This window comes from Bradyrhizobium sp. WU425, from assembly GCF_021052305.1.
GTDB lineage: Bacteria > Pseudomonadota > Alphaproteobacteria > Rhizobiales > Xanthobacteraceae > Bradyrhizobium > Bradyrhizobium canariense_D.
This window is the reverse complement of the sequence record NZ_CP088089.1, coordinates 3,917,333-3,941,656: the sequence shown is the minus strand read 5'-3', so window position 1 is coordinate 3,941,656 and position 24,324 is coordinate 3,917,333. Positions and strand designations below refer to the sequence as shown.

25 protein-coding genes and 1 tRNA gene are annotated in these 24,324 nt (G+C 63.0%); 10 read left to right on the top strand and 16 right to left on the bottom strand.

Annotated features, from left to right (window positions below; translation table 11 throughout):
* Positions 1 to 194 precede the first annotated feature (194 nt).
* The 3 genes from BcanWU425_RS19165 to BcanWU425_RS19155 all read left to right on the top strand — a co-directional run bounded on the left by BcanWU425_RS19165 (position 195) and on the right by BcanWU425_RS19155 (position 4,436).
* Complete coding sequence (locus tag BcanWU425_RS19165; RefSeq protein WP_204511365.1) at positions 195 to 1,328, top strand: glycosyltransferase family 4 protein; 1,134 nt, start codon at positions 195 to 197, stop codon at positions 1,326 to 1,328.
* A gap of 120 nt (positions 1,329 to 1,448) precedes the next feature.
* Positions 1,449 to 2,999: an undecaprenyl-phosphate glucose phosphotransferase gene (locus tag BcanWU425_RS19160; protein WP_204511366.1), complete on the top strand. Its 1,551-nt coding sequence runs from the start codon at positions 1,449 to 1,451 to the stop codon at positions 2,997 to 2,999.
* Between the two features lie 180 nt (positions 3,000 to 3,179).
* Complete coding sequence (locus tag BcanWU425_RS19155; protein WP_204511367.1) at positions 3,180 to 4,436, top strand: O-antigen ligase family protein; 1,257 nt, start codon at positions 3,180 to 3,182, stop codon at positions 4,434 to 4,436.
* Here BcanWU425_RS19155 and BcanWU425_RS19150 read toward each other — a convergent pair.
* Complete coding sequence (locus tag BcanWU425_RS19150) at positions 4,405 to 4,881, bottom strand: MarR family winged helix-turn-helix transcriptional regulator (RefSeq protein ID WP_051462695.1); 477 nt, start codon at positions 4,879 to 4,881, stop codon at positions 4,405 to 4,407. The genes BcanWU425_RS19155 and BcanWU425_RS19150 overlap by 32 nt on opposite strands.
* A gap of 145 nt (positions 4,882 to 5,026) precedes the next feature.
* Here BcanWU425_RS19150 and BcanWU425_RS19145 point away from each other — a divergent pair, with 145 nt between their 5' ends.
* Complete coding sequence (locus tag BcanWU425_RS19145; RefSeq protein WP_204511368.1) at positions 5,027 to 6,181, top strand: FAD-dependent monooxygenase; 1,155 nt, start codon at positions 5,027 to 5,029, stop codon at positions 6,179 to 6,181.
* A gap of 158 nt (positions 6,182 to 6,339) precedes the next feature.
* Here the strand turns inward: BcanWU425_RS19145 and BcanWU425_RS19140 are convergent, their stop codons facing one another.
* From BcanWU425_RS19140 to BcanWU425_RS19130, 3 genes are read right to left on the bottom strand one after another with little or no spacing between them, the layout of a single operon-like run.
* On the bottom strand, positions 6,340 to 7,518 hold the full coding sequence (locus BcanWU425_RS19140) for a saccharopine dehydrogenase family protein (RefSeq protein WP_204511369.1): 1,179 nt from the start codon (positions 7,516 to 7,518) through the stop codon (positions 6,340 to 6,342).
* Between the two features lie 14 nt (positions 7,519 to 7,532).
* Positions 7,533 to 8,315, bottom strand: coding sequence for a DUF169 domain-containing protein (locus BcanWU425_RS19135; protein ID WP_085384762.1), 783 nt, complete (start codon positions 8,313 to 8,315; stop codon positions 7,533 to 7,535).
* Positions 8,316 to 8,372: 57 nt separating this feature from the next.
* Positions 8,373 to 9,122, bottom strand: a complete 750-nt coding sequence (locus BcanWU425_RS19130) for a YdcF family protein (protein ID WP_231190852.1) — start codon at positions 9,120 to 9,122, stop codon at positions 8,373 to 8,375.
* 182 nt (positions 9,123 to 9,304) lie between these two features.
* Here BcanWU425_RS19130 and BcanWU425_RS19125 point away from each other — a divergent pair, with 182 nt between their 5' ends.
* The 3 genes from BcanWU425_RS19125 to BcanWU425_RS19115 all read left to right on the top strand — a co-directional run bounded on the left by BcanWU425_RS19125 (position 9,305) and on the right by BcanWU425_RS19115 (position 11,197).
* Complete coding sequence (locus tag BcanWU425_RS19125; protein ID WP_085362095.1) at positions 9,305 to 10,246, top strand: acetamidase/formamidase family protein; 942 nt, start codon at positions 9,305 to 9,307, stop codon at positions 10,244 to 10,246.
* Positions 10,247 to 10,446: 200 nt separating this feature from the next.
* Positions 10,447 to 10,644 carry a hypothetical protein gene (locus BcanWU425_RS19120; protein WP_007603456.1) on the top strand — a complete coding sequence of 66 codons (198 nt, stop codon included), beginning with the start codon at positions 10,447 to 10,449 and terminating at the stop codon, positions 10,642 to 10,644.
* 73 nt (positions 10,645 to 10,717) lie between these two features.
* Positions 10,718 to 11,197: a GcrA family cell cycle regulator gene (locus BcanWU425_RS19115; RefSeq protein WP_018455139.1), complete on the top strand. Its 480-nt coding sequence runs from the start codon at positions 10,718 to 10,720 to the stop codon at positions 11,195 to 11,197.
* Between the two features lie 305 nt (positions 11,198 to 11,502).
* On the opposite strand, the gene BcanWU425_RS19110 is transcribed toward BcanWU425_RS19115, so the two are convergent.
* Positions 11,503 to 13,059, bottom strand: coding sequence for a porin (locus BcanWU425_RS19110; protein WP_204511371.1), 1,557 nt, complete (start codon positions 13,057 to 13,059; stop codon positions 11,503 to 11,505).
* A gap of 406 nt (positions 13,060 to 13,465) precedes the next feature.
* Here BcanWU425_RS19110 and BcanWU425_RS19105 point away from each other — a divergent pair, with 406 nt between their 5' ends.
* Positions 13,466 to 13,972, top strand: a complete 507-nt coding sequence (locus BcanWU425_RS19105) for a MarR family winged helix-turn-helix transcriptional regulator (RefSeq protein ID WP_007611061.1) — start codon at positions 13,466 to 13,468, stop codon at positions 13,970 to 13,972.
* Positions 13,973 to 13,982: 10 nt separating this feature from the next.
* On the opposite strand, the gene BcanWU425_RS19100 is transcribed toward BcanWU425_RS19105, so the two are convergent.
* The 3 genes from BcanWU425_RS19100 to BcanWU425_RS19090 form a co-directional block, all read right to left on the bottom strand.
* Positions 13,983 to 15,101, bottom strand: a complete 1,119-nt coding sequence (locus BcanWU425_RS19100) for an alpha/beta hydrolase family protein (protein ID WP_085362091.1) — start codon at positions 15,099 to 15,101, stop codon at positions 13,983 to 13,985.
* A gap of 275 nt (positions 15,102 to 15,376) precedes the next feature.
* Positions 15,377 to 16,348, bottom strand: coding sequence for an SDR family NAD(P)-dependent oxidoreductase (locus BcanWU425_RS19095; protein ID WP_085362090.1), 972 nt, complete (start codon positions 16,346 to 16,348; stop codon positions 15,377 to 15,379).
* A 142-nt stretch (positions 16,349 to 16,490) separates the two neighbouring features.
* The gene (locus tag BcanWU425_RS19090; protein ID WP_231190850.1) at positions 16,491 to 17,399 is read right to left on the bottom strand and encodes a dihydrodipicolinate synthase family protein; all 909 of its coding nucleotides are present in this window, start codon (positions 17,397 to 17,399) and stop codon (positions 16,491 to 16,493) included.
* A 330-nt stretch (positions 17,400 to 17,729) separates the two neighbouring features.
* On the opposite strand from BcanWU425_RS19090, the gene BcanWU425_RS19085 reads away from it, so the two are divergent.
* The gene (locus tag BcanWU425_RS19085) at positions 17,730 to 17,969 is read left to right on the top strand and encodes a hypothetical protein (protein WP_162496319.1); all 240 of its coding nucleotides are present in this window, start codon (positions 17,730 to 17,732) and stop codon (positions 17,967 to 17,969) included.
* Between the two features lie 284 nt (positions 17,970 to 18,253).
* Here the strand turns inward: BcanWU425_RS19085 and BcanWU425_RS19080 are convergent, their stop codons facing one another.
* The 3 genes from BcanWU425_RS19080 to BcanWU425_RS19070 form a co-directional block, all read right to left on the bottom strand.
* On the bottom strand, positions 18,254 to 18,703 hold the full coding sequence (locus BcanWU425_RS19080) for a hypothetical protein (protein WP_204511372.1): 450 nt from the start codon (positions 18,701 to 18,703) through the stop codon (positions 18,254 to 18,256).
* A 234-nt stretch (positions 18,704 to 18,937) separates the two neighbouring features.
* Complete coding sequence (locus BcanWU425_RS19075; protein ID WP_018455146.1) at positions 18,938 to 19,285, bottom strand: hypothetical protein; 348 nt, start codon at positions 19,283 to 19,285, stop codon at positions 18,938 to 18,940.
* Positions 19,286 to 19,951: 666 nt separating this feature from the next.
* Positions 19,952 to 20,197, bottom strand: a complete 246-nt coding sequence (locus BcanWU425_RS19070) for a hypothetical protein (RefSeq protein WP_085364696.1) — start codon at positions 20,195 to 20,197, stop codon at positions 19,952 to 19,954.
* Positions 20,198 to 20,460: 263 nt separating this feature from the next.
* On the opposite strand from BcanWU425_RS19070, the gene BcanWU425_RS19065 reads away from it, so the two are divergent.
* Entirely contained in the window at positions 20,461 to 20,889 is a 429-nt protein-coding gene (locus BcanWU425_RS19065; protein WP_018456779.1) for a hypothetical protein, read from the top strand.
* Between the two features lie 61 nt (positions 20,890 to 20,950).
* Here BcanWU425_RS19065 and BcanWU425_RS19060 read toward each other — a convergent pair.
* The 5 genes from BcanWU425_RS19060 to plsX form a co-directional block, all read right to left on the bottom strand.
* A tRNA-Pro gene (locus tag BcanWU425_RS19060) sits at positions 20,951 to 21,028 on the bottom strand.
* Between the two features lie 110 nt (positions 21,029 to 21,138).
* Positions 21,139 to 21,717, bottom strand: a complete 579-nt coding sequence (locus BcanWU425_RS19055) for a MerR family transcriptional regulator (RefSeq protein ID WP_007611070.1) — start codon at positions 21,715 to 21,717, stop codon at positions 21,139 to 21,141.
* A gap of 27 nt (positions 21,718 to 21,744) precedes the next feature.
* Positions 21,745 to 22,086 carry an integration host factor subunit alpha gene (locus BcanWU425_RS19050; protein WP_018456841.1) on the bottom strand — a complete coding sequence of 114 codons (342 nt, stop codon included), beginning with the start codon at positions 22,084 to 22,086 and terminating at the stop codon, positions 21,745 to 21,747.
* 133 nt (positions 22,087 to 22,219) lie between these two features.
* Positions 22,220 to 23,200: a beta-ketoacyl-ACP synthase III gene (locus BcanWU425_RS19045; protein WP_204511373.1), complete on the bottom strand. Its 981-nt coding sequence runs from the start codon at positions 23,198 to 23,200 to the stop codon at positions 22,220 to 22,222.
* Positions 23,197 to 24,258, bottom strand: a complete 1,062-nt coding sequence (gene plsX / locus BcanWU425_RS19040; RefSeq protein ID WP_018456843.1) for a phosphate acyltransferase PlsX — start codon at positions 24,256 to 24,258, stop codon at positions 23,197 to 23,199. Before plsX ends, BcanWU425_RS19045 begins: the two co-directional genes overlap by 4 nt.
* Positions 24,259 to 24,324 lie beyond the last annotated feature (66 nt).

The window sequence follows — 24,324 nt, the reverse complement described above, 5'->3', positions numbered from 1 at the left end:
CCGCAGGCGCAACGCCACGAACCTACCTCAACCAGGGCGATTACACTCCATTAAGGTTGCCGCTGGGTTAATCGCAGCGTCGGGCGGCTCGCGCAGGTGCGTCCGTCACCGTTTGTTAACCACGAGGCCTCTTAATCCGTCTCGATATTTCGTCAGATTGTTCGAGCATTCGCCGTCGAGCGCTGGTTTTGATCATGCCCCCCTTTCCCGACCAGCCGCTTCGCATCCTGCACGCCGTGCGCGCTCCGGTCGGCGGCATCTTCCGCCACATCCTCGACGTCGCCAACGGCCAGGTCGATCGTGGCCATCATGTCGGCATCCTCGCCGACAGTCTCACCGGCGGTGAGCGCGCCGACAAGGCCCTTGCCGAGCTCGCACCGCGGCTGAAGCTCGGCGTGCACCGGATGGCGATCCGCCGCGAACCGTCGCCCGACGATGTGCTGGTCTGGTTCCGCTTGCGGCGCCTGATCGCCACGCTCAAGCCCGACGTCATGCATGGCCACGGCGCCAAGGCCGGCGCTTTCATCCGCATGCGGCGGCGATCCGACGACACCATCCGCATCTACACCCCGCATGGCGGCTCGCTGCATTATCCCCTCAACACCCTCAAGGGCGAGTTTTACGCGCGGCTCGAGCGTGCGCTGATGGACGCGACCGACCTGTTCCTGTTCGAAAGCGCGTTTGCCCGCGACACCTATCAGCGCATCGTCGGCAAGCCGAAGGGCGTGGTGCATTGCGTCTTCAACGGCGTGACGCCGGAGGAATTCGAACCTGTCGTCATGGCCGACGACGCCACCGACCTCGCTTATGTCGGTGAGTTCAGGCACATCAAGGGCGCCGATCTGCTGGTTGACGCGGTGGCGCGCCTGCACGAGGGCGGTAAGAAGGTCACGCTGACGCTCGGCGGTGACGGCGAGGAGACCGCGGCGCTCAAAGCGCAAGTCGAGAGGCTCGGCCTCTCCAGCGCCATCCGCTTCATCGGTCACGTCAAGGCACGCTACGGCTTTTCCAAGGGGCGGCTGCTGGTCGTTCCCTCGCGTGGCGATTCCATGCCCTATGTCGTGATCGAGGCCGGTGCCGCCGGGATACCGATGATTGCGTCCAAGATCGGCGGCATTCCCGAGATTTTCGGCGCGGAGAACCCGGCTCTGTTTGCGCCGAGCAACGCGGAAGCCATGGCGGAGGCGATCGCGGCCGCGCTCGACAATCCGCTGGGAACAGCGCAGCGCGCCTTGTCGCTTCGCGAGCGCATCTCCGCGCATTTCTCGCAGCAGGCGATGGTCGAGGGCGTGCTCGCGGGCTATCGCGACGCATTTACCAATCACTAACCATTCTTAAGACCCGCTTTAGAGAATCTTCCGATTTGTCCGATAACCCAAGCGCCAGGGGATGCTCGCCCGGGACGCAAGGACGCGGCCCGCGGGTTTTTGGAATGGACGTGGACGCCCGTGGAACCGCTCAACGCACGCTCGATGCTCGATGCCGCGACCAGCGCCGCGGCGAAGCCGGCTGACCGGCCCTTTGTGGAGCGGCGTCAACGGCTCTCGGCCGCCGCGCTCGACGTCGTCAACCAGAAGGTCGCCCGCGCCTATTCGCCGATCGTGATCACCGGCTTCGTGCGCCTCGCCGATTTCGCGCTGCTGAGCCTCGTCGGCATCGTACTCTATCTCGGCTATGTCATGCCGCACGCCGGCTCCTTCAGCTGGATCTATCCCGCGCAGATCATCGCCGTCGCGGTCTCCGCCGTGGTCTGCTTCCAGGCCGCCGATATCTATCAGGTGCAGTTGTTCCGCGGTCAGCTCCGGCAGATGACGCGGATGATCTCGTCCTGGTCGTTCGTCTTCCTGTTGTTCATCGGCATCTCCTTCTTCGCCAAGTTCGGCAGCGAAATATCGCGGCTCTGGCTTGCCGCCTTTTACGTCCTCGGGCTCGCCGCGCTCCTCTGCGAGCGTCTGGTGCTGCGCTCGCTGGTGCGCGCCTGGGGGCGCGAGGGCCGGCTCGACCGCCGCACCATCATCGTCGGCTCCGACCGCAACGGCGAACAATTGGTCGAGGCGCTGAAGCAGCAGGAGGATTCCGACATCCATGTGCTCGGCGTGTTCGACGACCGCAACGACAGCCGCGCGCTCGACACCTGTGCCGGCGCGCGCAAGCTCGGCAAGGTCGACGACATCGTCGAATTCGCCCGCCGCACCCGCGTCGATCTCGTGCTGTTCGCGCTGCCGATCTCCGCCGAGACGCGCATCCTGGAGATGCTGAAGAAGCTCTGGGTGCTGCCGGTGGACATCCGCCTCTCCGCACACACCAACAAGCTGCGCTTCCGCCCCCGCTCCTATTCCTATATCGGCGAGGTGCCGACGCTGGACATGTTCGAGGCGCCGATCACCGACTGGGACCTGGTGATGAAATGGCTGTTCGACCGCATGGTCGGCACCCTCGCGCTGCTCGTGGCCTTGCCGGTGATGGGATTGGTAGCGCTGGCCGTGAAGCTCGACAGCCCCGGACCCGTGCTGTTCCGCCAAAAGCGCTTCGGCTTCAACAACGAGCGCATCGACGTCTACAAGTTCCGCTCAATGTACCATCATCAGGCCGATCCGACGGCCTCGAAGGTCGTGACCAAGAACGACTCGCGCGTCACCCGCGTCGGCCGCTTCATCCGCAAGACCAGCCTCGACGAGCTGCCGCAGCTCTTCAACGTGGTCTTCTCCGGCGATCTCTCTTTGGTCGGCCCACGTCCGCATGCGGTACAGGGCAAGCTGCAGAGCCGCCTGTTCGACGAAGCCGTCGACGGCTATTTCGCCCGCCACCGGGTCAAGCCCGGCATCACCGGCTGGGCCCAGATCAACGGCTGGCGCGGTGAGATCGACAACGAAGAGAAGATCCAGAAGCGCGTCGAGTTCGACCTCTATTACATCGAGAACTGGTCGGTGCTGTTCGATCTCGTCATTCTGCTGAAGACGCCGATCTCGCTGCTGACCAAGAACGAGAACGCGTATTGAGTTGAATATTTCCGTCATGCCCCTCCTTGTGCGCTGTTGCGCACTGGGGCGGGGCATCCGGTACTCCGCGGCGCCGGCCGTTTCCGCAATAGACGCCGCGGAGTACTGGATCGCCCGGTCAAGCCGGGCGATGACAGCGGTATTTGTGGCGTACCAGTTGCGTAAACGTGTGAGCGTGTGATGGCGTATGCGGCAACAGCCGGGGAGATGAATGCAGCGGTTCGGGCCGCGCCCGGCGTGTTGGCGCTCCAGCGCGCGCTGGTATGGCTGGTCGGCGCCTCCGGCGCGATCGTGTTCATCGAGCCGAGCCCCTACGAGATCGTGACGCTGCTGGCCACCGTCACCTTCTTCGCCACCGGACTGCGTCTGCGGCTCGCTTTGATGCCGCTGGTGCTGATGCTGGTCCTGCTCAATATCGGCTATACGATCAGCGCGATCCCGCTGTTCGAGCAGTCCGAGGTGGTCAGCTGGATTGCGACCTCCTGGTACATGGCGGTGACGGTCGTGTTCTTCGCCATGGTCACGTCGGAGGACACCGCTGCCCGGCTCGACATGCTCCGCCGCGGGCTCGTGATCGGCGCGATGGTCGCCTCGCTGTCGGCGGTCGCCGGCTACTTCCACCTGGTTCCCGGCGGCGACGACCTCCTGACACTGTACGGACGCGCGCGCGGCACCTTCAAGGATCCGAACGTGCTCGGCGCCTTCCTGATCCTGCCGGCGCTGTTCTCGCTGCAGAGCGTCGTCTCCGACAAGTTCGGCAAGGCCCTCCGCAACGTCATCGCCTTCGGCATCATGTCGCTCGCGATCCTGCTCGCGTTCTCCCGGGCCGCCTGGGGCGGGCTGGTGCTGACATCCGCCTTCATGCTGGCGCTGATGGTGCTGACCAGCCGCACCAACGCGCAGCGCTCGCGCATCATCGTCATGGCGGTTTTGGCCGCGGTGCTGGGCCTCGCGTTGATCGCGGTGTTGATGTCGTTCGATTCCACCGCCGAAATGTTCAAGCAGCGCGCGAGCTTCGACCAGAGCTACGACGAAGGCAGGTTCGGCCGGTTCGGCCGGCACATCCTGGGAGCGGAGATGGCGCTCGACCTGCCGTTCGGCATCGGCCCGCTGCAATTCCACCGCTTCTTCCCCGAGGACACCCACAACTCTTATCTCAACGCCTTCATGTCGGGCGGCTGGCTGTCCGGCATCTGCTACCCCGCGCTGGTCTTCACGACCGTCATCATGGGCGTCAGGCACATCTTCGTGCCGGTGCCCTGGCAGCGCGCTTATCTGGCGGTGTTCTCCGCCTTCGTCGGCACCGTCGGAGAAAGTTTCGTGATCGACACCGACCACTGGCGGCATTTCTGGATGATGCTGGGCGCGATGTGGGGCATGATCGCGGCTGCGCAGATCTACAAGATCAGGGCTGGCGACGAAGCTTCTTCAGCTTGAGATCGGGGCGTTTCTCGGGCGGCGTGTCGAGCAGGCCTTTCAGCGCCGCGGTCGCCGCCAGCACGCCCTTGTAGCCCTCATTGGCGAAGCGCAGCAGCAGGCGCAATTCCTGGTCGGAATAGCCGCCAAAAACCTTCTCCATCGCCTGCTGCATCGGCACGTAGAACTGGCCGAGCCTTTCGATCGCCTCCGGCACGACGGCAATGAAGACCTTGCGACGATCGGCATCGTCGCGCTCACGACGGACCAGGCCCGCCTTTTCGAGCCGGTCGACCACGCCGGTGATGGCGCCGGTCGTGAGCCCCGTGACTTCGGCGAGCCGGCCGGCGGTGACGCGGCCTTCGAGGTACAGGATGTCCATGCATTCGAGGTCGGAATTGGCGATTCCGGCAACGTTCGCAACGGTCTGGCCATAAAGCACGCCCTGCGCGGACGACCTGCGCATCGCCTCCTCGAGCTCCTGCAGCAGCGCGGCGCGCGCCTTCGTCCTTGACAAGGCAAACCTCGTATCTTAGTCGATATATATCTTAGTCACTAAGAGATTTAGCGACTGTAATCTCCTAGCACCACGGAAACGTCGGGAGCAAGCCATGTCCTATCGTCCTCGTAAGGCCCTGATCATCGGCGCCGGCATCGAGTCCGCGATCTACGAAGGCTGGCCCTATTCGAAAGGCATCGGCGGCGGCCTTCAGATCGCGCCGAACGGCATGCAAGTCATGGACGAGATTGGCCTTTCCAATGAGCTGATCAGCCGCGGCTCGATCGCGGAATCGTTCGACTTCTATTCGCAAGCCGGAGAGAGGCTCGGCTCGATCAATCGCGACATGGCGCGGCGCTTCGGCCAGCCCGCGGTCAATGTCTGCCGCGCCACGCTGAACGAGATGCTGATCGACAAGGCTTGGTGCGCATGCGTTTCACTTTATTTCGAGAAGCGCCTGATCAAGATCGAGGATCGCGCCGACCAGCCGATCATCGCCTACTTCGCCGACGGTACCACGGCCGAAGGCGACTTCGTGATCGGCGCCGACGGCGTGCACTCGGTGACGCGGCGCCAAGTCGTCCCGGACGGGCCGCAGCCGTTCGATACCGGACTGATCGGCTTCGGCGGCTTCGTACCGCACGCCGTCCTCGATGGCCGGCCGATCGGCCGGCACGTCGAAACCACGTTCGGACAGAGCGGCTTCTTCGGCTACGGCTATTGCAGCCCCGATCCGAACGACGGCGTGATGTGGTGGAGCACGCAACCCGCGCACGGCATGGACGCGGCGATGTTTCGCGCGCTCGACCATGCAACGCTGAAGCAGCACCTGCGCGGCTTCCACCGCGGCTGGCACGATCCGATCCCTGGCATCATCGAGGCAGCCGAGAACATCGTGGTCACCGACACGCTCGACGTCGCCACCCTGCCGACCTGGTCGCGCAAGCGCTCGTTGCTGATCGGCGATGCCGCCCATGCGACCAGCCCCCATGCCGGCCAGGGCGCCTCGCTCGCGCTGGAGGATGCGATGCGCCTCGCCCGGTTGATGCAGCAAGGCCGGGAGCTCGGCGCCACCTTCCAGGCCTTCGAGGCCGAACGGCGCCCGCGCACGGAAAAGATCGTCGCCATGGCCCGCCGCAACGGCAACAACAAGCGCGAGTTCAGCGCCACCGGCGCGTGGATCCGCAATCAGATGATGAAGTGGCTGCTGCCGCTGGGCGCGAAAAGCATGGAGTTCATGTACGCCTACGACGCGCGGGCGGTGTAGTGGCACGAACGCTGTCATGCCCGCCTTGTGCGCACTTGCGCACCGGGGCGGGCATCCAGTACGCCGCGGCCTCTCGATTCAATCGGTGCCGTCTCTGGAATACTGGATCGTCCGGTCGAGCCGGACGATGACACCGTGATTGCGGCAAGTGACCGCCTCTACTTCTCCACCGCGAACGTCAGCCCGGCATTCTCGACCAGCCGCTTGATCAGCTTGTGCTGCATCGCCGCGCCCGGGGTCCAGAAGCCGGCTGCGACGTCAGTCGTGTCCCGCAGCATGCAGATGGCGCATTCGGAGATCATCTTCGAGGTCGAGCCGTAGCCGGGATCGCGGTCGCCGGTGACGCCGGCGCGAACCATGCGGCCATCGGGTGCGATCGCGACATAGAGCAGATCGAACAGACCGTTTTCACGCTCTTCCTTCGACGGCCCCTCGCCCGGCTTCGGTGCGTCGGGGCCGGTCTTGCCCGCATTGGCAGCCATCACGAGCTTGGCGTTGGCCTCGCCCTTCTCGCCGGGACCGGTCAGGACCATCTCGTCGTAGACGAAGTCCTGGCCGTAGGGGAATCCCATCAGCATGTTGGAGCGATGAACGTTGCGCGTGTTGATCAGCGCCATCGTGAACGGCGCGGCCCAGGATTGCAGATCCTCCTCGAAGGCGGCCCTGTTGCCTTTCGGCTGCTTCGGGCCGGTGAAGCCGGGCGTCAGCGCAAAATGATCGTTGAGAATGGCGACAAGGCTGAGATCCTTGGCCACCGCATCGAAGGTCGCCTTAGCGCTGGCGGCGGTGCCGCCCGAGAGCGTGCCCCGCATGTCGCGCACACGCCCTTTCACCCGCGGGGCCGGCGCGCCGAAGACACGTTTAGCCTCTTCCTGGACGAAGAATGTACCGAGCTCGAACGGCACGGAATCGTAGCCGCACGACAACACGATCCGCGCGCCGCTCTCTTTTGCAGCCGCCTCGTACTTGTCGATCATCTGGCGCATCCAGATCGGCTCGCCGCAGAGATCGAAATAATCCGTGCCCGTGGCCACGCAGGCCGCGAGCAACTCCTCGCCGTAGAGCTGATACGGGCCGACGGTGGTGATCACCGACATGGTCTGCTCCGCCATCGCCTTCAGCGAAGCCGCATCCGACGCATCCGCGACAATCAACGCCGTATTCCCGGGCGCGCCGATCGCATCGCGGACCGATTTCAGCTTGCCGAGGCTGCGGCCTGCCATCGCCCATTTGAGCGCGTGGTCGCTCTTGTAACGCTGGGTCAGGTATTCGGCGACGAGCTGGCCGGTAAAACCGGTCGCGCCATAAACGACGATGTCGAATTTCGCAGAGCTCATGATCCGCCTTTGCTTTACTTCTTCGCGTAGCTCACGCCCATGCCGGCACGGACGTCGCTTTGAATACCATAGGGCGGGATCGGATAACGCAGGCCGTTCTTCGCCAGCGCCTTCATGCCCACAACCGCCTTGGCGAGATGTTCCGGCTTCAGGGCCATCAGCATCTCCTCGTCCGGCACGCCGCCATAGCGCCGTTCGGCGTAGCATGGCAAGGACAGGCTGGGCTCACCGCTCTTGAGCGCCCTGCCCCAGGAATCGGCGCAAGCGGTCTCGCCGACCACGCCCCATTCGAACTTCTTGTAGCCGGTGTATTGCAGCCCGTTGATCAGGATGATCATCTGCCCCGGCGTGGCATAGACGAGACAGATGTCCGGCGGATCGAGCCGGCCGCTCGCCAGCGGACTGACCGCGAGCGCCTGATATTGCCCGAACGGAACCACGTCCAGCGCCTCCTGGCGCTTGCGTGCGTCCTCCGCCGTGCCGTGCCAGACCCCGACATAGTTTTCGCCGGCGAGCCATTTCTCGTCCTGCGGTGCAAGGCCGATCACCGCGCGGCATTGCGCGCCGACGAGATCATCGGCCGTGATGCCCACGGTCCAGCCCAGACGTGCCGCCATGCTGACGATCTGGTCGGTGGTGTGAACCGCGTTCGGCCGCCGGATTTTCGGGATTGCCTCCATGTCCGCGGTCTGCGCGAACAGCTTCATGCCGATCACCGTGGTCTTCAGCCGCAACAGGCTGTTGAGATCGGCGACGAGGCCGGCAAGATCGATGCTGTCTGCACTCTGCTGTTGCATGGCGTCCTCCGGGGCCGGCGACCGTGAGCCGGTGCTGTTATTGCTTCTTGAACGGTTCTAGTCCTTCGCCGGTCCCGGGAGCAACTCGCCAGTCCGGCCCATCAGGCGGTAGGCGACGAGCCCGATCCATTCGCGCACGGCGACCTCGGTTCGGCCGAGCCCGTCCGTGCCGACATTGGTGAAAGAGAAGAGATCGTCACGCCCGCCCATTCGCCAGTCCACGGGATAGGCTTCGACGTCGAATCCCGCCTTGCGAAAGATTCCCATCGAACGCGGCATGTGAAAGGCCGACGTGACCAGGAGCCAGCGTTCGCCCGCCTTCGGCGACACCAATTGTTTGGTGAAGATGGCATTCTCGTAGGTGTTGCGGGAGTCCCGCTCCAGGATCAGGCGCTGCTTCGCGATGCCCAGATTCTCCAGGATCGGCGCGGAGTAGTCGGCCTCCCGGGAGTCCGTCGAAACCAGGTTCGCGGTGCCCCCGGTGAAGACAATGCGCGTGTTCGGATAGCGGCGCGCGAGCTCGGCCGGCGCAAACAGGCGATCGGCCGCGTGCGCAACGACCGGCGTGCGGTGCGCCGCCGACAGATCGGTGTCGATCGAGCCGCCGAGCACGATGATGCCATCGGGCGCACCGCGCGACGGATCCCACGGAGGAAAACGCGACTCCAGCGGATAGAGCAAGAGGTTGCCGAGCGGCGAAAACGCGGCGAGCGCCAGCAGGATCAGCGTGGCCGCGGCGAGCTTGCGGCCGAAGGCGGCAAAGCGCGTCGCCATCAGGACCACCGAGACGATCCCGAGTTCGATCATCAAGTTGATCGGCAGCACCGCGGCGCCGAGGGTCTTGGACAGGACAAAAAGCAGGGGAGCCTCGCTGGAATGATCGTGCCTGTTGCGCGCGGGCTTGACCCGCCCGTCGATCTTCAGAAAGCTTCTTGGAAGAGGATCGATTGCCTGGTCAAGCCCGGGCCTGTGAAACGGACGGACGCCACATGACCCATCACCACCTGCATTCCAGCCCCGAGACCTGTCATTGGGGCTTCTTCGAGGCTGCGCTCAAGCCCGTCCTCACCATCGCGAGCGGTGACGAGGTCACGGTCGACACCATCAGCGGCGGTCCGGACATGCTGCCCGACCGCAGCAAATTTCACATTCCGCCCGAGATGCACGAGGTTCACGCCAAGAACGAGCGCATGCTGCCCGGCCACATCCTCACCGGCCCGATCGCGGTCGAGGGTGCCGAGCCCGGCGACGTGCTCGCGGTCGAGATCCTCGACGTCCAGCTCCGGCAGGATTGGGGCTGGAACATGATCAAGCCGCTGTCCGGCACCCTGCCCGACGATTTCCACGAGACGCGCATTCTGAACATCCCGCTCGACCGTTCCCGGATGGTCGCCCGCATGCCGTGGGGGCTGGACCTGCCGCTCAAGCCGTTCTTCGGCGTGATGGGCGTTTCGCCGCCGCCGGCCTGGGGCCGCATCTCCTCGCTCGTTCCTCGCGCCATGGGCGGCAATCTCGACAACAAGGAGCTTGGCGCCGGGGCGACGCTGTATCTGCCGGTGTTCGTCCCGGGCGCGCTGTTCTCCTGCGGTGACGGCCATGGCGTGCAGGGCGACGGCGAGGTTTGCGTCACCGCGATCGAGACCGCACTCCAGGGCCGCTTTCGCCTGACGCTGCGCAAGGACCTCAGGCTCGATTATCCCCGTGGCGAGACGGCGACGCATTACATGACCATGGCGATGGACCCCGATCTGGACCAGTGCGTGGTGCGGGCGCTGCGCGACATGATCGTGCTGCTCGGCGAGAGGCGCAATTTGTCGCGCGAGGACGCCTATACGCTGTGCAGCCTGGCGGCCGATCTGCGGGTGACCCAGACCGTCAACGGCTCCAAGGGCATCCATTGCATGATCGAAAAGACGATCGTGCACGGCTGAGCCGACCGGCCCACTCCTGACCGGTCGAAGCCACGCCGCCGCCGGCCTGCCGCGCGGCGTGCCTTGTCATGCCTAAATTTCCCTCGCGATTCCAACGGGCTGAACAGGCGACGCAGCCTGCATTTGACTTCTGCCTCCAAACCTAAATAGAGTCTTAATCGTAACTTTTATGTACCCGAGTAAGAGGCTAGCGTTCGGCCATGGCCACCGAAAAAGCCGAGACTGACCGCATTCCCGTAACCCTGGCGCTCTCGACCATCACCTATCTGGAGAAGCTGGTGAGACAGGGCACCCACGGCACCAGCGTTCCCGGCGTCGCACGTACCTTGATCGAGGAAGGCATCCGTCTCGCCATCAAGGACGGGCTTTTGTCGATTCGCGACAATGGCAGGACGTGAGCGCGCGCCGAACGTGAGGCGGACGGATCTCGAGAGGCGGATGGCCGACATCTGCAACCTGGGACCGTTACACATGCCTGTTCTCTCACCCACCTGGACCGACGAACGCATCGAACTGCTGAGGCAGCATTTCGAGGCCGGGCTCTCCTGCCGCGAGATCGCCGCCGACATTGGCGTCAGCCGCAACGCCGTGATCGGCAAGCTGTCTCGCCTCAATCTCACGCGCGGCCGAACCATCGACGATCGCAAGGTTCACGACAGGGGCCTGGCGCCGGCGCGCGCGCCGCGGACCGTGCCGCGGCTGCAATATGAGATGCTCGCCACGATCTACGGCGAGACCGGCGCGCCGATGGTCACCGGTCCGATCGACGACGCCAATCGCTGCTCGCTACTCGAGCTTGCCGAGAACCGCTGCCGCTGGCCGATCTCGACACCTGGCGCCGACGATTTCTGCTTCTGCGGCAACTCCGCACCCGACGGCCAGTCCTATTGCGCCGGCCACAGCCGCCTCGCCTACCGGCCGAATTCCCGCGCGCGCGTCATGCGCGGCTAGAGCCAAGTCCTGGAGGCGAGTCCCGGAGCCATGCCCAAAACGAAAAACCTCCGGCAGGGCATTGCCGGAGGTTTCTGGAGGTTTAGCATCAAGTCAGAGCCGCAACTTTCGTCATCGGCTGGGAGCTATATAGCTTAGTAGCTCAGGTAAGTAAATAAATTTGGGCCGATCGATTCGCATGGCTCGTCTTCGTCGCCCGCACGTGCCGCCGGATTTTCCGAACGCCCGCTCGCAAAGAAGCCCACCTCATAAAAAAGCCCCGGCGGTGTCCCGCCGGGGCTGCGTCCTATCCGAAGGTCTTGAGCTTACCAGTTGCGCTGGGCGCGAACCAACAGGCTGTAGGTGTCCTGGTCCTTCAGCTCATAGGTCGCCGCGGGCTTGGCAACGCTGGTGAGCGCCGGCGTGGTGATCACGCCCGAGTACTTCTGGTCAAGATGGCTGTAGGTGAAGTCAGCCGAGAAGGTCAGGTTCTTGATCGGGGTCCAGCGGGTGATGACACCGATCTGGCCGATGTTGAAGTCCGGGTTGCAGGTGCCGGTCAGGGTCGCGAACGCGGCGCTGCCGCAGATCATGCCCTTGGCGGTGCCGCTGTAGTTGACGGCAGCCCACGCACCATAAAGCGCCGAATTCCAGTACGGGCTCCAGTTGTGAGTGTAGGCACCACGGAAGCCGTAGGTCTTGGTCAGCTCGAGGCCGCTGCCGGGTGCGAACACCGCGTCAGACACGCCGGCGAAGCCGATGCTCTGATACGCGCCGCCCGAACCGCCGAACATCGAGTAGCTGGTCGCTGCCAGCTCCTGGAAGTTGTAGCGGCTCGCGCCGTCGGTGTAGACGCCCGAGATGTTGATCACGTCGCCTGCACCGGTCGGGATGTTCTTGATCGACAGCGCCAGCTGGACGGCCCAGCCCCACTTGTCTTCAGGATGACCGGTGACTTCGCTCGCGCCGTAATAGCCGACGTGGTTGTCGTGCGCAGCGACCGAGGCCTGGAACAGGCCCCAGGCCTGGTCGACACGGAGCGTGCCGACGAGATCGGGGGAGCGGGTGCCGCCGAGATCGTTGGAGCCGTAGGCACCGCCGAGGACGCCGGCGGTGGACATGCCGGCCGTATTCCAGAGCGCGGTCTGGAACACCTGCGTCTGGTCCTGGGCCGAGACGATCGCCGTCACGCCCTGGCCGAGATCGGCGGTGTAGGTGAACTGGGCAACACCGTTGGTGGTGCCGCTGCCGCCGACGAGCTGGTCGAAGTTGTTGCCGGGATAGTTGATCCAGGGCGCGTCGAACTGCGACACGGCCTTACCCATGGTGAAGCCGGCGAACTGGATGAAGGCGTAGTAGACGCCGAGCGCGCCGCCCGAGATCGTGCCGTCGGTGCCGTTGACGGCGCCGCCGCTGGAGCCGATCAGGCTCGTGCCTGCGGCGTTGAGGCCGAGCGTACCGCTGTACTGGGTCGCACCCGTTCCCGAACCGGCGCCGACATAGTTGCCGGTCGTCCAGGTGAAGACCGCATCGAAATAGGTGCGGACCACGCCGTACTCGGTTGCGGTGCGGGTGTCGATGTTGAGATCTTCACGAGCGCGCATCGAGTAATAGTTGGTCAGGCGGTTGTTGGCCGCGAAGACGTTGTTGTACTGGGCGCTGTAATTGCCGCCGGCATTGAGCGCCACTTCGGCACGCAGATAGCCGCCCAGCTTGATGCAGGTGTCGCTGCCCGGGATGTAATAGAAACCCGCGCCGTAGAGCGAGCAGACCTTCACATACTCGACCGCCTTGGCCTTGACCGGAAGATCAGCCGCCTGAGCTCCACCGACGGCGATCAGACCCGCCGCAGTGCCGAGCAAAAGGCTCTTCACCACTTTCATATTAAAACCTCCAAGTTGCTCATTTTACGAAGACCGGACCGTGAGGCCCCCCAACATCCCCGTCTTTGAAATCCGCTCGGCCGCTTTGCGCTTCGGACACACCCTCTCTCGACGCGAGGGACGTGAGCAAACCACCTGCAACGGGACGATCGAGTACCCCCCACCGCCACGAAGCAATATGCCTGCGCCTTTCGGTAATCAAAATACCTTATTTAGTCAGCTTTGTTGGTTTTGCTAAACCTGTGCCCCGTTCGCAACACCATTGCGAACCGATTCCGTGAGCTGATCATCTTTGTAATTTTACTGACAAAATTACCCTGCTCTGCACTTGCGTCAGAGCAGGCTTGCGTGGACTATGGCTTGCACGACACCGGCCGCATACAAATCAGATCACGGGAGTGAAGCTGTGTCAGCGACGAGGAAAGAAGGGGCGCGCCTCCGCACCATCGGCAATCTGGATATCATCAGGCGCTTCACCTGGGAGATATCGTCGATCAACATGTATCTGGAGGAGCTGCGTCAGTTCTGGGCGAGAACGCTCGGCATCAGCGGCCCGCAATGGCTGATCCTGATGGCGATCTCCGACCTCGACAAGGACGACGGCATTCCGGTCAACGTCGTCTCGAAACTGCTCCACGTCGATCCGTCGTTCGTCACCACCCAGTCCAAGCTGCTCGAGAAGAAGGGCCTGTTGCGCCGCCGCCCCTCGCCGACCGACGCAAGGGTGGTCCGACTGTCCCTGACCGAGAAGACGCAAAAGCACCTGGCGAGCCTCAACGAGCAGTACAAGACGATCAAGGAATTCGTCTTCCAGGAGTTCGACGAGAAAGAGCTGACGGAATTCACCACCAAGCTCGCGATGTTGAAGACCCGTCTCGAAAAGGCCTGCGTCCGCCTGACCCTCGACTTCTGAGGCGACGTTCTCAGATGCGCCCCGCGGCGCCGAGCCGCGATTCCAGCCAATCGAAGATGTATTCATTGGCAAGGCTCGGATTGTCCGCATGGGCCTGCGCCGCGCCGGTTTCGGCCGCGGTGAACACCTTCAACATCACATCCGAACTGCCGAGCCGCGACGTCTGGACGATCTGACGCGCCCGATCGGCCTTGAGCCAGCCGTCCTCGCCGAGCGTGATCAGCACCGGACAGTCGGCGCTGGAGGCCATCAGCGGAGCATGCGGCACCGGAACGATGCTGACGTCGCTCATCGCGAATCGGCTGGCAAAGAAGGCCCGCTCGTGCAGGTCCCACAGGCCGCCATCGCAGACGGCGGCGGCAAGCCGCGGCTCCTGCAGCACCGCGCGCGCCACGAAGGAAGAGCCCCAGCCATCGGCGACGATCGCGACGCGTTCGAAATCGACCTCGCTGCACGTCTCCAGATAGTCCATGACGCACGGAATCGCACTCTCGAGATCCCGGCGCCGCAACAGCGCGTCGAGATAATCGTCCCGCTGGTCGCCGAACAGGTCCAGCGCCAGCAGCGAAAAGCCGCGCTCGCGCGCGTGCGGCGCGAGCTTGAACAGAAACTCTTCCTTGCGATGGCCGGGCTCGCCGATGCAGATCACGGTCGGGGCTCGCACGCGTCCCAACGACGCGTGCGCTGGCAGGAAATAGCCCTGCAACGAATGTCCGTCGAGCCAGGGTATCGTCACGACTTCCCCGGCAGGGTCGCGCGCGGCGAGGAAGCGGCGGGCGCAATCCTGCATCGCGAGGACCGCGACCCAGCGGCGCTCGTCCGCCTGATCGAGCGGCATTGCGGCCGCGCTGTAGTAATTCATGGCGCGCAGCCAATTGCGCTGCGCGGTCGCCCTGTGACCTTCGGCGAACGCGGCCTCGGCACGATGGCGATTGGCCTGCGCCAGCTTCTTCCACTCGCGATGCCAGGACTGGTCGTCGCCCCGCTTCAGCTGCCGCGCGATCATCAGGCATTCGGCGATCGTGGCGCCGCCGTCCTGGGCCGCGGTGAGGAGCCGCGTGAACTCAGCGGAGATGTCCTCTCGCTCCGGGCAAAGGATCCAGTCGTCGGAGAGGCATGCGGGTATCATCGGGAGCTACGCTCTGGTCATCGCCTTACACGTGACTGAATAAACTATTTTGGTTCCCTGACCAAGCTGCGGCGCGCCCAATGAGAGCCGTTCGAGATCACCATCGCTTGAACGCAGGGATGTGTCGCATGCGTGACATTCCAATGCGTCAGGAGTGGCCGACACGGCCAAGAAACGCCGGCAGCGAACTGGCAAGAGGTGGCACGTGAAATTGCCTGCGCGCCTCTTGCCATGATGCGCATCATACCTATATCGGCGCGCGCTCGTCGCCTGCGTCAGCCGAGCCGCCAGCCGACCTCCTGCGTGAAACTTTCGTAGAAGGCGCGGTCGTAGGCCTGCTCCGGCGTAGCACGAACGCGCTCGTCAAGGCGCTTTGCATCCTCGCCCACGAGAATGCGCCATTGCTCCGCCTTGACCCCGTCGAGGATGATCCTGGCGGCCTGAGCCGCCGTCGTCGGCGCATCCTCGAGGAAGCTGCGGGCCCGCTCGGCGAACGCCGCCTGGATGTCCTCGTCCGACATCTTGTCGGCATCCGGCACGCCGGCCGCGACCATGCGCTTGCGGGTCAGCGCGACCTCGTCGGCGTTGAGCCGCTCCGAGCCGTCGGCGCTCTGCACCTTGCGCGAATTGGAGACGATCGAGGTGCCGATATGGCCGGGCATCACCACCGAGCATTTGACGTGCGGCGCGTGCAGGCGAAGGTCGTTGATGAGCGCTTCGGTAAATCCCTTCACGGCGAACTTCGCCGAGCTGTAGGCGGTGTGCGACTGGTTCATGCCGATCGAGGCCCAGAAGCCGTTGACGCTCGCGGTGTTGACGATGTGGGCCTCGTCGGCCGCGACCAGCATCGGCAGGAAGGTGCGGACGCCGAGATAGACGCCGCCCCAGCAGATGTTGAAGGTGCGCTCCCACTGCTCGCGCGTGTTGGTGAACAGGCTGCCGCCGCCGCCGATGCCGGCGTTGTTGAACAGGAGGTGGATCCGGTCGGTCTTCTGCTGCTCGGCGAGCTCGTCGCGGAATCGCTTGAGATGATCCTCGATCGAGACGTCGGCGACATGCGTCGTGACGCGCAGGCCCTGCGGCAGCTTCTCGAGCTCGCACAGCCGCTTGGTCTCGGCCATCGCGGCTTCCGAGACGTCGCACATCGCGACATTGCAGCCCTCGGCGACGAGCTGCCGCGCGAGCTCGCGTCCCATTCCCGTGCCGCCGCCGGTGATGACGGCGATCTTTCCTGCAAAATCCTTCATGGGACTTTCGGCCCCTCCCCTGTCGGTATGTTTCTTCATGGCTACGCCACGCATCGGTGCGCGCGCAAAATGTAGCAGCGCCGCATCCGCAGGTAAAAGCGGATCGGCGCTGCCATGTTCATCAGGGATTTCGGGGCGCGGACTATTCGGCCGCCTCGACGCGCCGCCCGTTCAACGCGCCGAGGCCGTCCAGCGCCTTGCGGATCGCCGCCTGCTGCGCGCTTGAGGGCTCCGGCATCGGCGCGCGCGGGTAAGTCCTGGGCAAGCCCTGCAGCGTCTGCGCATAGTGCGTGCAGGCCGGGAGATTGTCGGCGATGACAGCGTTCCACAGCGTCAACAGCTTCTTGTGCAGATCGAGCGCGCGCGGATGGTCACCCGCCTTCACCGCATCCCACAGCGCGACGGAGGCATGCGGCGCGGCGGTCAGGATCGCGGCGATCGAGCCATGGGCCCCCAATGTGTAGGACGGATACATCAGGGCATCGACCGCGCTGTAGATCAGCTTCTCCGGCGCCATCATCATGAGGTCCGCGAACAGTTTCAGATCGCCCGCACTCTGCTTGACGCCGACCACCAGCGGCACCTCGGTCATGATCCGCGTCAGCAGCGCCGGGGAAAGATAGGACCACGGCACCACGTTGTAGATGATGATGGGCATGCCGGTCTCGTCCGCCATGGCGCGGAAATGCGCCACCATCGCCTCGTCGTCTGGCTTGAACAGATAATGCACCGGCGTGACCTGGAGCGCTGCGACATTCATGTCGCGCACCAGCTTGCCGCGGCGGATCGCATCGCGGGTGGAGTCGACGATGATGCCGGCGATGACGGGAATGCGCCCCTTCACCGCGGCTACCGTCGCCTCCATCAGGTCGCGATATTCCTCGTGATCGAGCGTATGCCCCTCGCCGGTCGAGCCGCCGGCCGCGACGCCGTGTGCGCCGGCGCCGATCATCCAGTCGACCTGGGCTGCTACGAGGGTGTAGTCGATTTCGCCATCCTTCCGGAACGGCGTCGTCATCGGCGGGATTACGCCGGTCGGTCGTGTCTTCATGGTCTGCCCTCGCGTTTCCATATCCCTTGTGGCGGTCCCGATCTTTTGGCGGGTGGCCGCGGTCTGAAAGACTAGCGGTTACAAGCGGCCTGTGAAGCGCCACCGGCGCGGCGCTGCTCCCAGCATTCGACATCCCTGCGGTTATTATTGACCCGGTTCCCCGTATTTGCCCGGCTTCGGTTTAGGGGCAATTTTTTTACAATCCGAATCGTTAAATGGAGTCCGGACGCTGGGTCGAGTCGGCCAGGTCAGCGTGTTGTTTGCGTCACAGGCTCTGGCACTCCGCTTGCATCCTCTTCGTGGTCAGAAACTACCGATGAGGTGACTGGAATGTTCGTGACCGTCGTTGCCGTGCTCTGCCGGCTGAGTGCAGCCAGCTCAGGCAGTTGCATCGAGGAAATCGTGACCGACAGCAACATGACGCCCGAGATGTCGATGATGCAGTGTGCGATCGGCGCACAGGCTCCATTGGCGAAATGGATGGGCGAGCATCCGATCTACCACGCCAACTGGCGGCTCGATCGCTACAAATGCGTTCCGGGTCGCTACGAGGTCAAGGGCCACGCCTAAGGGCCCGCAAAACTACTGATACCAAGACGACGGACCAAGACTAAAAACGAGGAAACGCCCCGGAGGCCGACTGGTCTTTCCGTGCGGGCATCGACAGCGCCAGCCCCCATTGCGGCGGCGCGCTTTGTGACAACGATCACACCTTCCCCTTAAGCCACCGCCCGCAGAATGATCGCACGCGCGCCTCGCCCCTCCGGCGTCGGCATCAGCGCGTAATTGTGCGGCTGGTCACGGAGCAGATGCAGCTCGACCGGCACGCCCGCCGCCCGCGCCCCGGCATCAAACTACAGAGTGGCTGATCCAGGTTTGAGTCGAGGGAGCCCATCAATTACTCGAGCGACGACGCTCAGCATGCTAGTCGCAAAGATTCGAGCCTCGACCAGTCTTTCGTCTTGTTCAAGGTCCAGCTGTAAGACTGACGCTAACCATTCGGCCTTGTTTCTGCGGGAAAAGCTCCTGCAAAAGCCTTCTAGCTCTCCCTCCCTTAAGATCAGAAGACCTATGGCCTGCGACGCAACACATATCTTCTCGAAGGCATTGATCAAATCTGAATCGGCAAATCCTCGATACCCGTCTTCTTTGATCCTTTGCCAAGGTGAAGCGCTCTTTCCCATCTCAGCTATTTGCTTCCGAGATTGGTCCGCAATGGCTTGGCTATTCCGCAACACAGCAGCGATCCGTTCAAGCTCCAGCGCGACTTCTATGGTTGAAGGCTCCAATCGTTTTGATTTCACTTTGGTTATCCCTATAGGTGAACCAGTGAACCAACGACATGAGTCAACTTGGAAGTGAATTGAAATGGACAGGACACTAATGTGTAGACAGGAAAAAGAGAGAGAAAATAGAGCACAAGAGAGACCGCGCCCAACTGCCCGGGGTACGGCGACGGTGGTAAATGGTAAGGGCGGGGCTACAACGCAACAAATAGAAAGAAATCGCTGCGCCGCCCGACGTAGGCTTCACAATCGTTATCGCCTGGGCCAGCCTATCAAGAAGCCAGTGGCCTTGTTTCTGAAGGTAGAAAGGGTAGGAGCAGCGAGCACACCCCGAAGCGGATCCATAATCGCGATGTAGTCGGTGTTGTCCCGCTGAATCCCATAAGCGACGACTACATGAGCTGGGTTTTTCCCTTCCATTACTATGTAGAGATGGTTCCCGGACGTCCCCGCCAGAGGAAACATCTTTTCGTATACATAGTCGAACGTGAGGTCGGCTCTGTCGATTTCCTCGTAATCCATGTTGATCGAGAGGCTGTTTGCAATCTCACCAAAGTACGCAAGATCGAGCGCATTTCCATTGCAGTACATCTGAAACATTTGGATGATTGAGCTATATGACCAACTGACCCCGCGAGTGGCTTCAAGCCAGGAGCTAAGGGCGCAAGCCCAACACACGGGCAGTGAAACTTCGTCGTCGCCAGTTCCTACCGATGGTTGCTTTACAATTCGGGGTTTCGATAGACGATACGTGACCATCTGATACCCTCATTCCCGACAGCATGATCCCCAGATCAAAGCCCGTACTAATGTGTCTTCATTGTTGCTGCTAAGTTCAAGCGCAGGCAAGAATTGTATTGCGGCCAACCGAAGCCGTTCTTCAATCCGCTCGAAGCCCTCGAAGCCGTCCATTAATCCGCGCGCTCGTTCGCACCGAATCGCAGCGCCCTCGCGCGCTGGATTGCAGCGCCTTAGTTCTGCTGACTAGTGCTCCGTTACGCTGCGTTACGCTAATTGCAGCACTTTTTCATGGATTCGAACCCCTTCTTTTCGAGGGCTTCCAGAGTTGCGTAAATCGTCGCCATCGGAACCGCCTTGCGCACCGCAGAAGGGCATACGTCGCCTGGCCGTTTGCCGTTTAGGGCCGCCTCCAATGCGGCAACCTTTTCCTCAAGCGCCTTCGTCCGATCAGGTATCGTCCCGAGTTCCTTCCATAGCGGTACGTCGTTTAGCCACTTACGGACGTCGTCGATTACTCCGATTGCCCTACCGCCTGGTGTGCGACTTGGAAATCAGATAGGTGAGGAACGATGCGCATGCTCCGATAAAGAAGATCGCGTCAGCTTCATCAACGTCCGCTTCAGCCTCACTTAAGAGCGCATGTCGGATGCCCTTCTCATCGCTCGTATATCCATAGAGTGATAGGAACGCCTTTTTAAGCGCCGGATGGAGAGCAATCCTCTGTTCTAATCCCGACAATGCCTTCGAAAGATCGCCAGTAGGTTCGAGCACGCGCGCAACTGACTCCGCTGCGCTGATACTTTCACGAACGCTTGCTGGGTAATCTCCTTCGGTGAGTTTCGAAGCAGCATTTTTTAAGTGAGTTTTGCGCCACCGAATTGCGAAGCAGATAATGCTGCGTTCGCCTGGATAAGCGCGTCGGCTTCCTCTGTTGAGGCAGTCGGCCAGAACACACCGTCTTCAATGCGGTAAGCCGCGCGGCAGTTCTCTAATACCAACTGAACTGCTGGACCGAGATCAGGCGGACAATTTGGGTGCCGAAGAACAGCCTAAAGCCAACCGTACACCTTGTGGCATTCGGCTTTTTCGAACAAGTCACCGATCTTGGTGACGATCCCGTTCGGATTGAATTTGTCGATGCGAACGTGGTGGTGGTCGACATGCAGATCCTTCAGAATTCTGGACCAGTTTCCACGATAATGGAGAATGTCGGTGTAGGCTCGATCAAGCCTTGCATGAATGCAGGCCCAAAGCTTCGCCCGAAGTTCTCGACTAAGTTCCTTGCGGTCGAGCTGCGCCGGGAGAGGTGCCAAACCCTCGCTTGTTCAAAGGTCAGCGATCTACGATCCGAGGTGCCCATGTGCCTGGCTCCGGGCGAATCAACGCGCGATGGTGGTACGCCCCACGTACACGCGGGCAAGCTGTCGTTGGTTATCCGGGCTATTCACATCCCGGCGACATAAGCCCGTTACCCTATCCGTTACCCTTGAGAAAATCCGGACGCCCTGAAATCCGGCTAAGTTTTGGTCGGAGCGAGAGGATTTGAACCTCCGACCCCTAGTCTCCCAGACTAGTGCGCTAACCGGGCTGCGCCACGCTCCGAACGTCGTTCCATTAGCTAGGATCGCCGCTTTGCGCAAGGCGAGGTGACACCATTTTGCTGTCTCCGCCGAAAGGCCTCGGAACTGGCCCAAAGCCGACGGAGTCCGGCGTCAGGCGTCCTTCAATGCCTGATCCAGCATTTCGCGGCAGGCGATGAGCTCGGCGAGCACCCGTCCGAGGCGCTCCCGGTCGATGGCGCTGGGGCCTGCGGGCGCGGCGGGGGTGCCGCCCTTGCGGAAGGTGGTGAGGATTTCCTCGTCGTCGGTCTCGGAGAAGCGGAAGTCGATGCCCTCCTCCTCCTCGCCCTGGTAGTCGTCATCGTCGCTGTCGCGGGCGCCGCGGACGCCGGTCTCCTCCTCGGGCTCCATCAGGCTGGCGCCTACGGCGTCCTCGATGGCGCCGAACGAGACCGCGGCCGCGCTGTCGGCGAGGCCCTGCACCGATTTGACGCCGTGCTCTTTCAGGATCCGCTGCACCCCGCGGATGGTGTAGCCCTCCCCGTAGAGCAGACGGCGGATGCCCTTGAGCAGGTCGACGTCGTCGGGGCGGTAATAGCGGCGGCCGCCGCTGCGCTTCATCGGCTTGATCTGGGAGAATCGGGTCTCCCAGAACCGCAGCACGTGCTGCGGAATGTCGAGTTCCTGCGCTACTTCGCTGATGGTTCGGAACGCATCCGGCGCCTTGTCCAAATGCCAAATCCTTATCCAGAGGGCGGATTACGCCTCGGGTTGCGCCTTGCTGGCGTCGCCATTGGTGCGGTGCTGGGCGTTGATCCGCTGCTTCAGGATCGCCGACGGCTTGAACACCATGACCCGGCGCGGCGAGATCGGCACCTCGGTGCCGGTCTTCGGGTTGCGACCGATGCGCTGACCCTTCTTGCGGACCATGAAGGAGCCGAACGAGGACAGCTTCACCGTCTCGCCCTTCTCAAGGCAATCGGTGATCTCCTTCAGCACGAGTTCCACGAAGGCAGACGATTCCGTGCGCGACAGCCCCACCTTCTGGTAGACGGCTTCGCACAGATCGACACGCGTTACGGTTTTACTTTGATCGGTCATCGCCCTGCCCCACATCACGGCGAACAATTGTTGTCTGAAATTATGAGCTTACGATACAGCGGTCAACAGCGCTCATCAATGCAGGCGCATCGATAATCCGCGCTGATTCGGGCAAAATTTTACCGAGTGTGGCTTACCAGCGCACCAGCGCGGAGCCCCAGGTGAAGCCGCCGCCCATGGCTTCGAGCAGAACCAGGTCGCCGCGCTTGATGCGGCCGTCCTTGCGCGCCACCGACAGCGCCAGCGGGATCGAGGCCGCCGAGGTGTTGCCGTGAAGGTCCACCGTCAGCACCACCTTCTCCGGCGCGATATGGAGCTTGTGCGCGGACGCATCGATGATTCGCTTGTTGGCCTGGTGCGGCACGAACCAGTCGATGCTGTCGGCATTGAGCCCGGTCGCCTTGAAGGCGTCGACGATCACGTCGGTGATCATGCCGACCGCGTGCTTGAAGACCTCGCGGCCGTCCATGCGCAGATGGCCGACAGTCTGGGTCGAGGACGGGCCGCCGTCGACGAACAGCTTCGCCTTGTGACGGCCGTCGGAGCGCAGATGCGTGGTCACGATCCCGCGGTCGGTCGCGGCATTGCCCGGCTGCTCCTGCGCCTCCAGCACCACCGCGCCGGCACCGTCGCCGAACAGCACGCAGGTGCCGCGATCGGTCCAGTCGAGGATGCGCGAGAAGGTTTCCGCGCCGATCACCAGCGCGCGCTTGAAGGCGCCGGTGCGCAGGAAATTATCGGCGGTGGCGAGCCCGAACACGAAGCCCGAGCACACCGCCTGAAGGTCGAAGGCCGCGCCATGGTTGATGCCGAGCCCGTGCTGCACGGCGACCGCGCTTGCGGGGAAGGTGTTGTCAGGCGTCGAGGTCGCGAGCACGATCAGGTCGATCGACTGCGCGTCCACGCCAGCGTCCGCGAGCGCAGCCTGCGCCGCCTTCAGCGCCAGATGCGAGGTGAACTCGCCCTCGGCCGCGATATGCCGCTCGCGAATGCCGGTGCGTTGCACGATCCACTCATCGGACGTGTCAATGCGCGCCGCCAATTGGGCGTTGGTCACCACCTGCTCCGGCAAATAAGAGCCGCAGCCCAGCACGACCGAACGAATTTGAGTCACGAAACAGCCTCCTGCGCGGCCTGCACGGAACTGAGTGCACCACCTTCGCGATTGAGCATCTGATTGATCTTGTTGAGGAGATCGAATTTGACCATCTCATAGCCAACATCGATCGCATAGGCAAAGCCTTCGGCAGCGATTCCGCCATGGCTCTTGACCACGATCCCGTTCAACCCCAGCAACACGCCGCCGTTGGATTTGTTCGGATCCATCTTGTTGCGCAGGGCCTGGAAGGCGTTGCGCGCAAAGAGATAGCCGAGCTTTGACAGCCAGCCCCGCTTCATCTCGTCCCGGAGCAATTCCGCCATCTGCCGCGCGGTTCCCTCCGCGGCCTTCAGCGCGATGTTGCCGCTGTAGCCCTCGGTGACGATGACATCCGCCACCCCCTTGCCGATGCCGTCGCCCTCCACGAACCCGAGATAGTCGAGCTCGGGCAGGTTCCTGGCGCGCAGGATTTCGCCGGCCTCGCGAATCTCCTCATGCCCCTTGATCTCCTCGACCCCGATATTGAGCAGGCCGACCGTGGGACGCTTTTTGTTGAACAACACGCTGGCCATCGCCGCGCCCATGATGGCGAGCGACACCAGATGATGCGTATCGCCGCCGATGCTGGCGCCGAGGTCGAGGACGACGGAATCGCCGCGCCTGGTCGGCCACATGCCGGCAATGGCCGGACGGTCGATGCCCGGCAGCGTGCGCAGGTGGAAGCGCGACATCGCCATCAGCGCCCCGGTATTCCCGGCGGAGACCGCAACATCCGCCTCGCCCTTTTTCACCGCATCGATGGCAAGCCACATGGACGAGGTCCTGCGGCCGCGCCGCAGCGCCTGGCTCGGCTTTTCCTCGCCGCTGACCGCGACATCGGTGTGGATGATCTTCGAGGCCGCCTTCAGCGCGGGGTGGCGGTCGAGCTCGGGTTCGATCTTGGCGCGGTCCCCGATCAGCAGGAATTCGATCTCGCGATGCCTTTGGAGCGAGATGGCGGCGCCTGGGATGACCACCGCGGCGCCGGCGTCGCCCCCCATGGCGTCAAGCGCGATGCGAACCTTGCTTGGCATAAAAGTCCTGGAAACCTGGGTCTGGTGCGGTCTTGAACGAGCGGGGCCGCAAATGGGTTCGCCACG

Bases quoted from the DNA above. Each gene is read 5' to 3' on its own strand.
- BcanWU425_RS19120 (WP_007603456.1), top strand. From the start codon at position 10,447: ATGGCCACCGAAAAAGCCGAGACTGACCGCATTCCCGTAACCCTGGCG.
- BcanWU425_RS19110 (WP_204511371.1), bottom strand. From the start codon at position 13,059: ATGAAAGTGGTGAAGAGCCTTTTGCTCGGCACTGCGGCGGGTCTGATC.
- BcanWU425_RS19090 (WP_231190850.1), bottom strand. From the start codon at position 17,399: ATGAAGACACGACCGACCGGCGTAATCCCGCCGATGACGACGCCGTTC.
- BcanWU425_RS19155 (WP_204511367.1), top strand. From the start codon at position 3,180: ATGGCGTATGCGGCAACAGCCGGGGAGATGAATGCAGCGGTTCGGGCC.
- BcanWU425_RS19145 (WP_204511368.1), top strand. From the start codon at position 5,027: ATGTCCTATCGTCCTCGTAAGGCCCTGATCATCGGCGCCGGCATCGAG.
- BcanWU425_RS19095 (WP_085362090.1), bottom strand. From the start codon at position 16,348: ATGAAGGATTTTGCAGGAAAGATCGCCGTCATCACCGGCGGCGGCACG.
- BcanWU425_RS19150 (WP_051462695.1), bottom strand. From the start codon at position 4,881: ATGCGCAGGTCGTCCGCGCAGGGCGTGCTTTATGGCCAGACCGTTGCG.
- BcanWU425_RS19075 (WP_018455146.1), bottom strand. From the start codon at position 19,285: ATGTTTCAGATGTACTGCAATGGAAATGCGCTCGATCTTGCGTACTTT.
- BcanWU425_RS19085 (WP_162496319.1), top strand. From the start codon at position 17,730: ATGTTCGTGACCGTCGTTGCCGTGCTCTGCCGGCTGAGTGCAGCCAGC.
- plsX (WP_018456843.1), bottom strand. From the start codon at position 24,258: ATGCCAAGCAAGGTTCGCATCGCGCTTGACGCCATGGGGGGCGACGCC.
- BcanWU425_RS19125 (WP_085362095.1), top strand. From the start codon at position 9,305: ATGACCCATCACCACCTGCATTCCAGCCCCGAGACCTGTCATTGGGGC.
- BcanWU425_RS19165 (WP_204511365.1), top strand. From the start codon at position 195: ATGCCCCCCTTTCCCGACCAGCCGCTTCGCATCCTGCACGCCGTGCGC.
- BcanWU425_RS19115 (WP_018455139.1), top strand. From the start codon at position 10,718: ATGCCTGTTCTCTCACCCACCTGGACCGACGAACGCATCGAACTGCTG.
- BcanWU425_RS19135 (WP_085384762.1), bottom strand. From the start codon at position 8,315: ATGCAACAGCAGAGTGCAGACAGCATCGATCTTGCCGGCCTCGTCGCC.
- BcanWU425_RS19130 (WP_231190852.1), bottom strand. From the start codon at position 9,122: ATGATCGAACTCGGGATCGTCTCGGTGGTCCTGATGGCGACGCGCTTT.
- BcanWU425_RS19050 (WP_018456841.1), bottom strand. From the start codon at position 22,086: ATGACCGATCAAAGTAAAACCGTAACGCGTGTCGATCTGTGCGAAGCC.
- BcanWU425_RS19100 (WP_085362091.1), bottom strand. From the start codon at position 15,101: ATGATACCCGCATGCCTCTCCGACGACTGGATCCTTTGCCCGGAGCGA.
- BcanWU425_RS19140 (WP_204511369.1), bottom strand. From the start codon at position 7,518: ATGAGCTCTGCGAAATTCGACATCGTCGTTTATGGCGCGACCGGTTTT.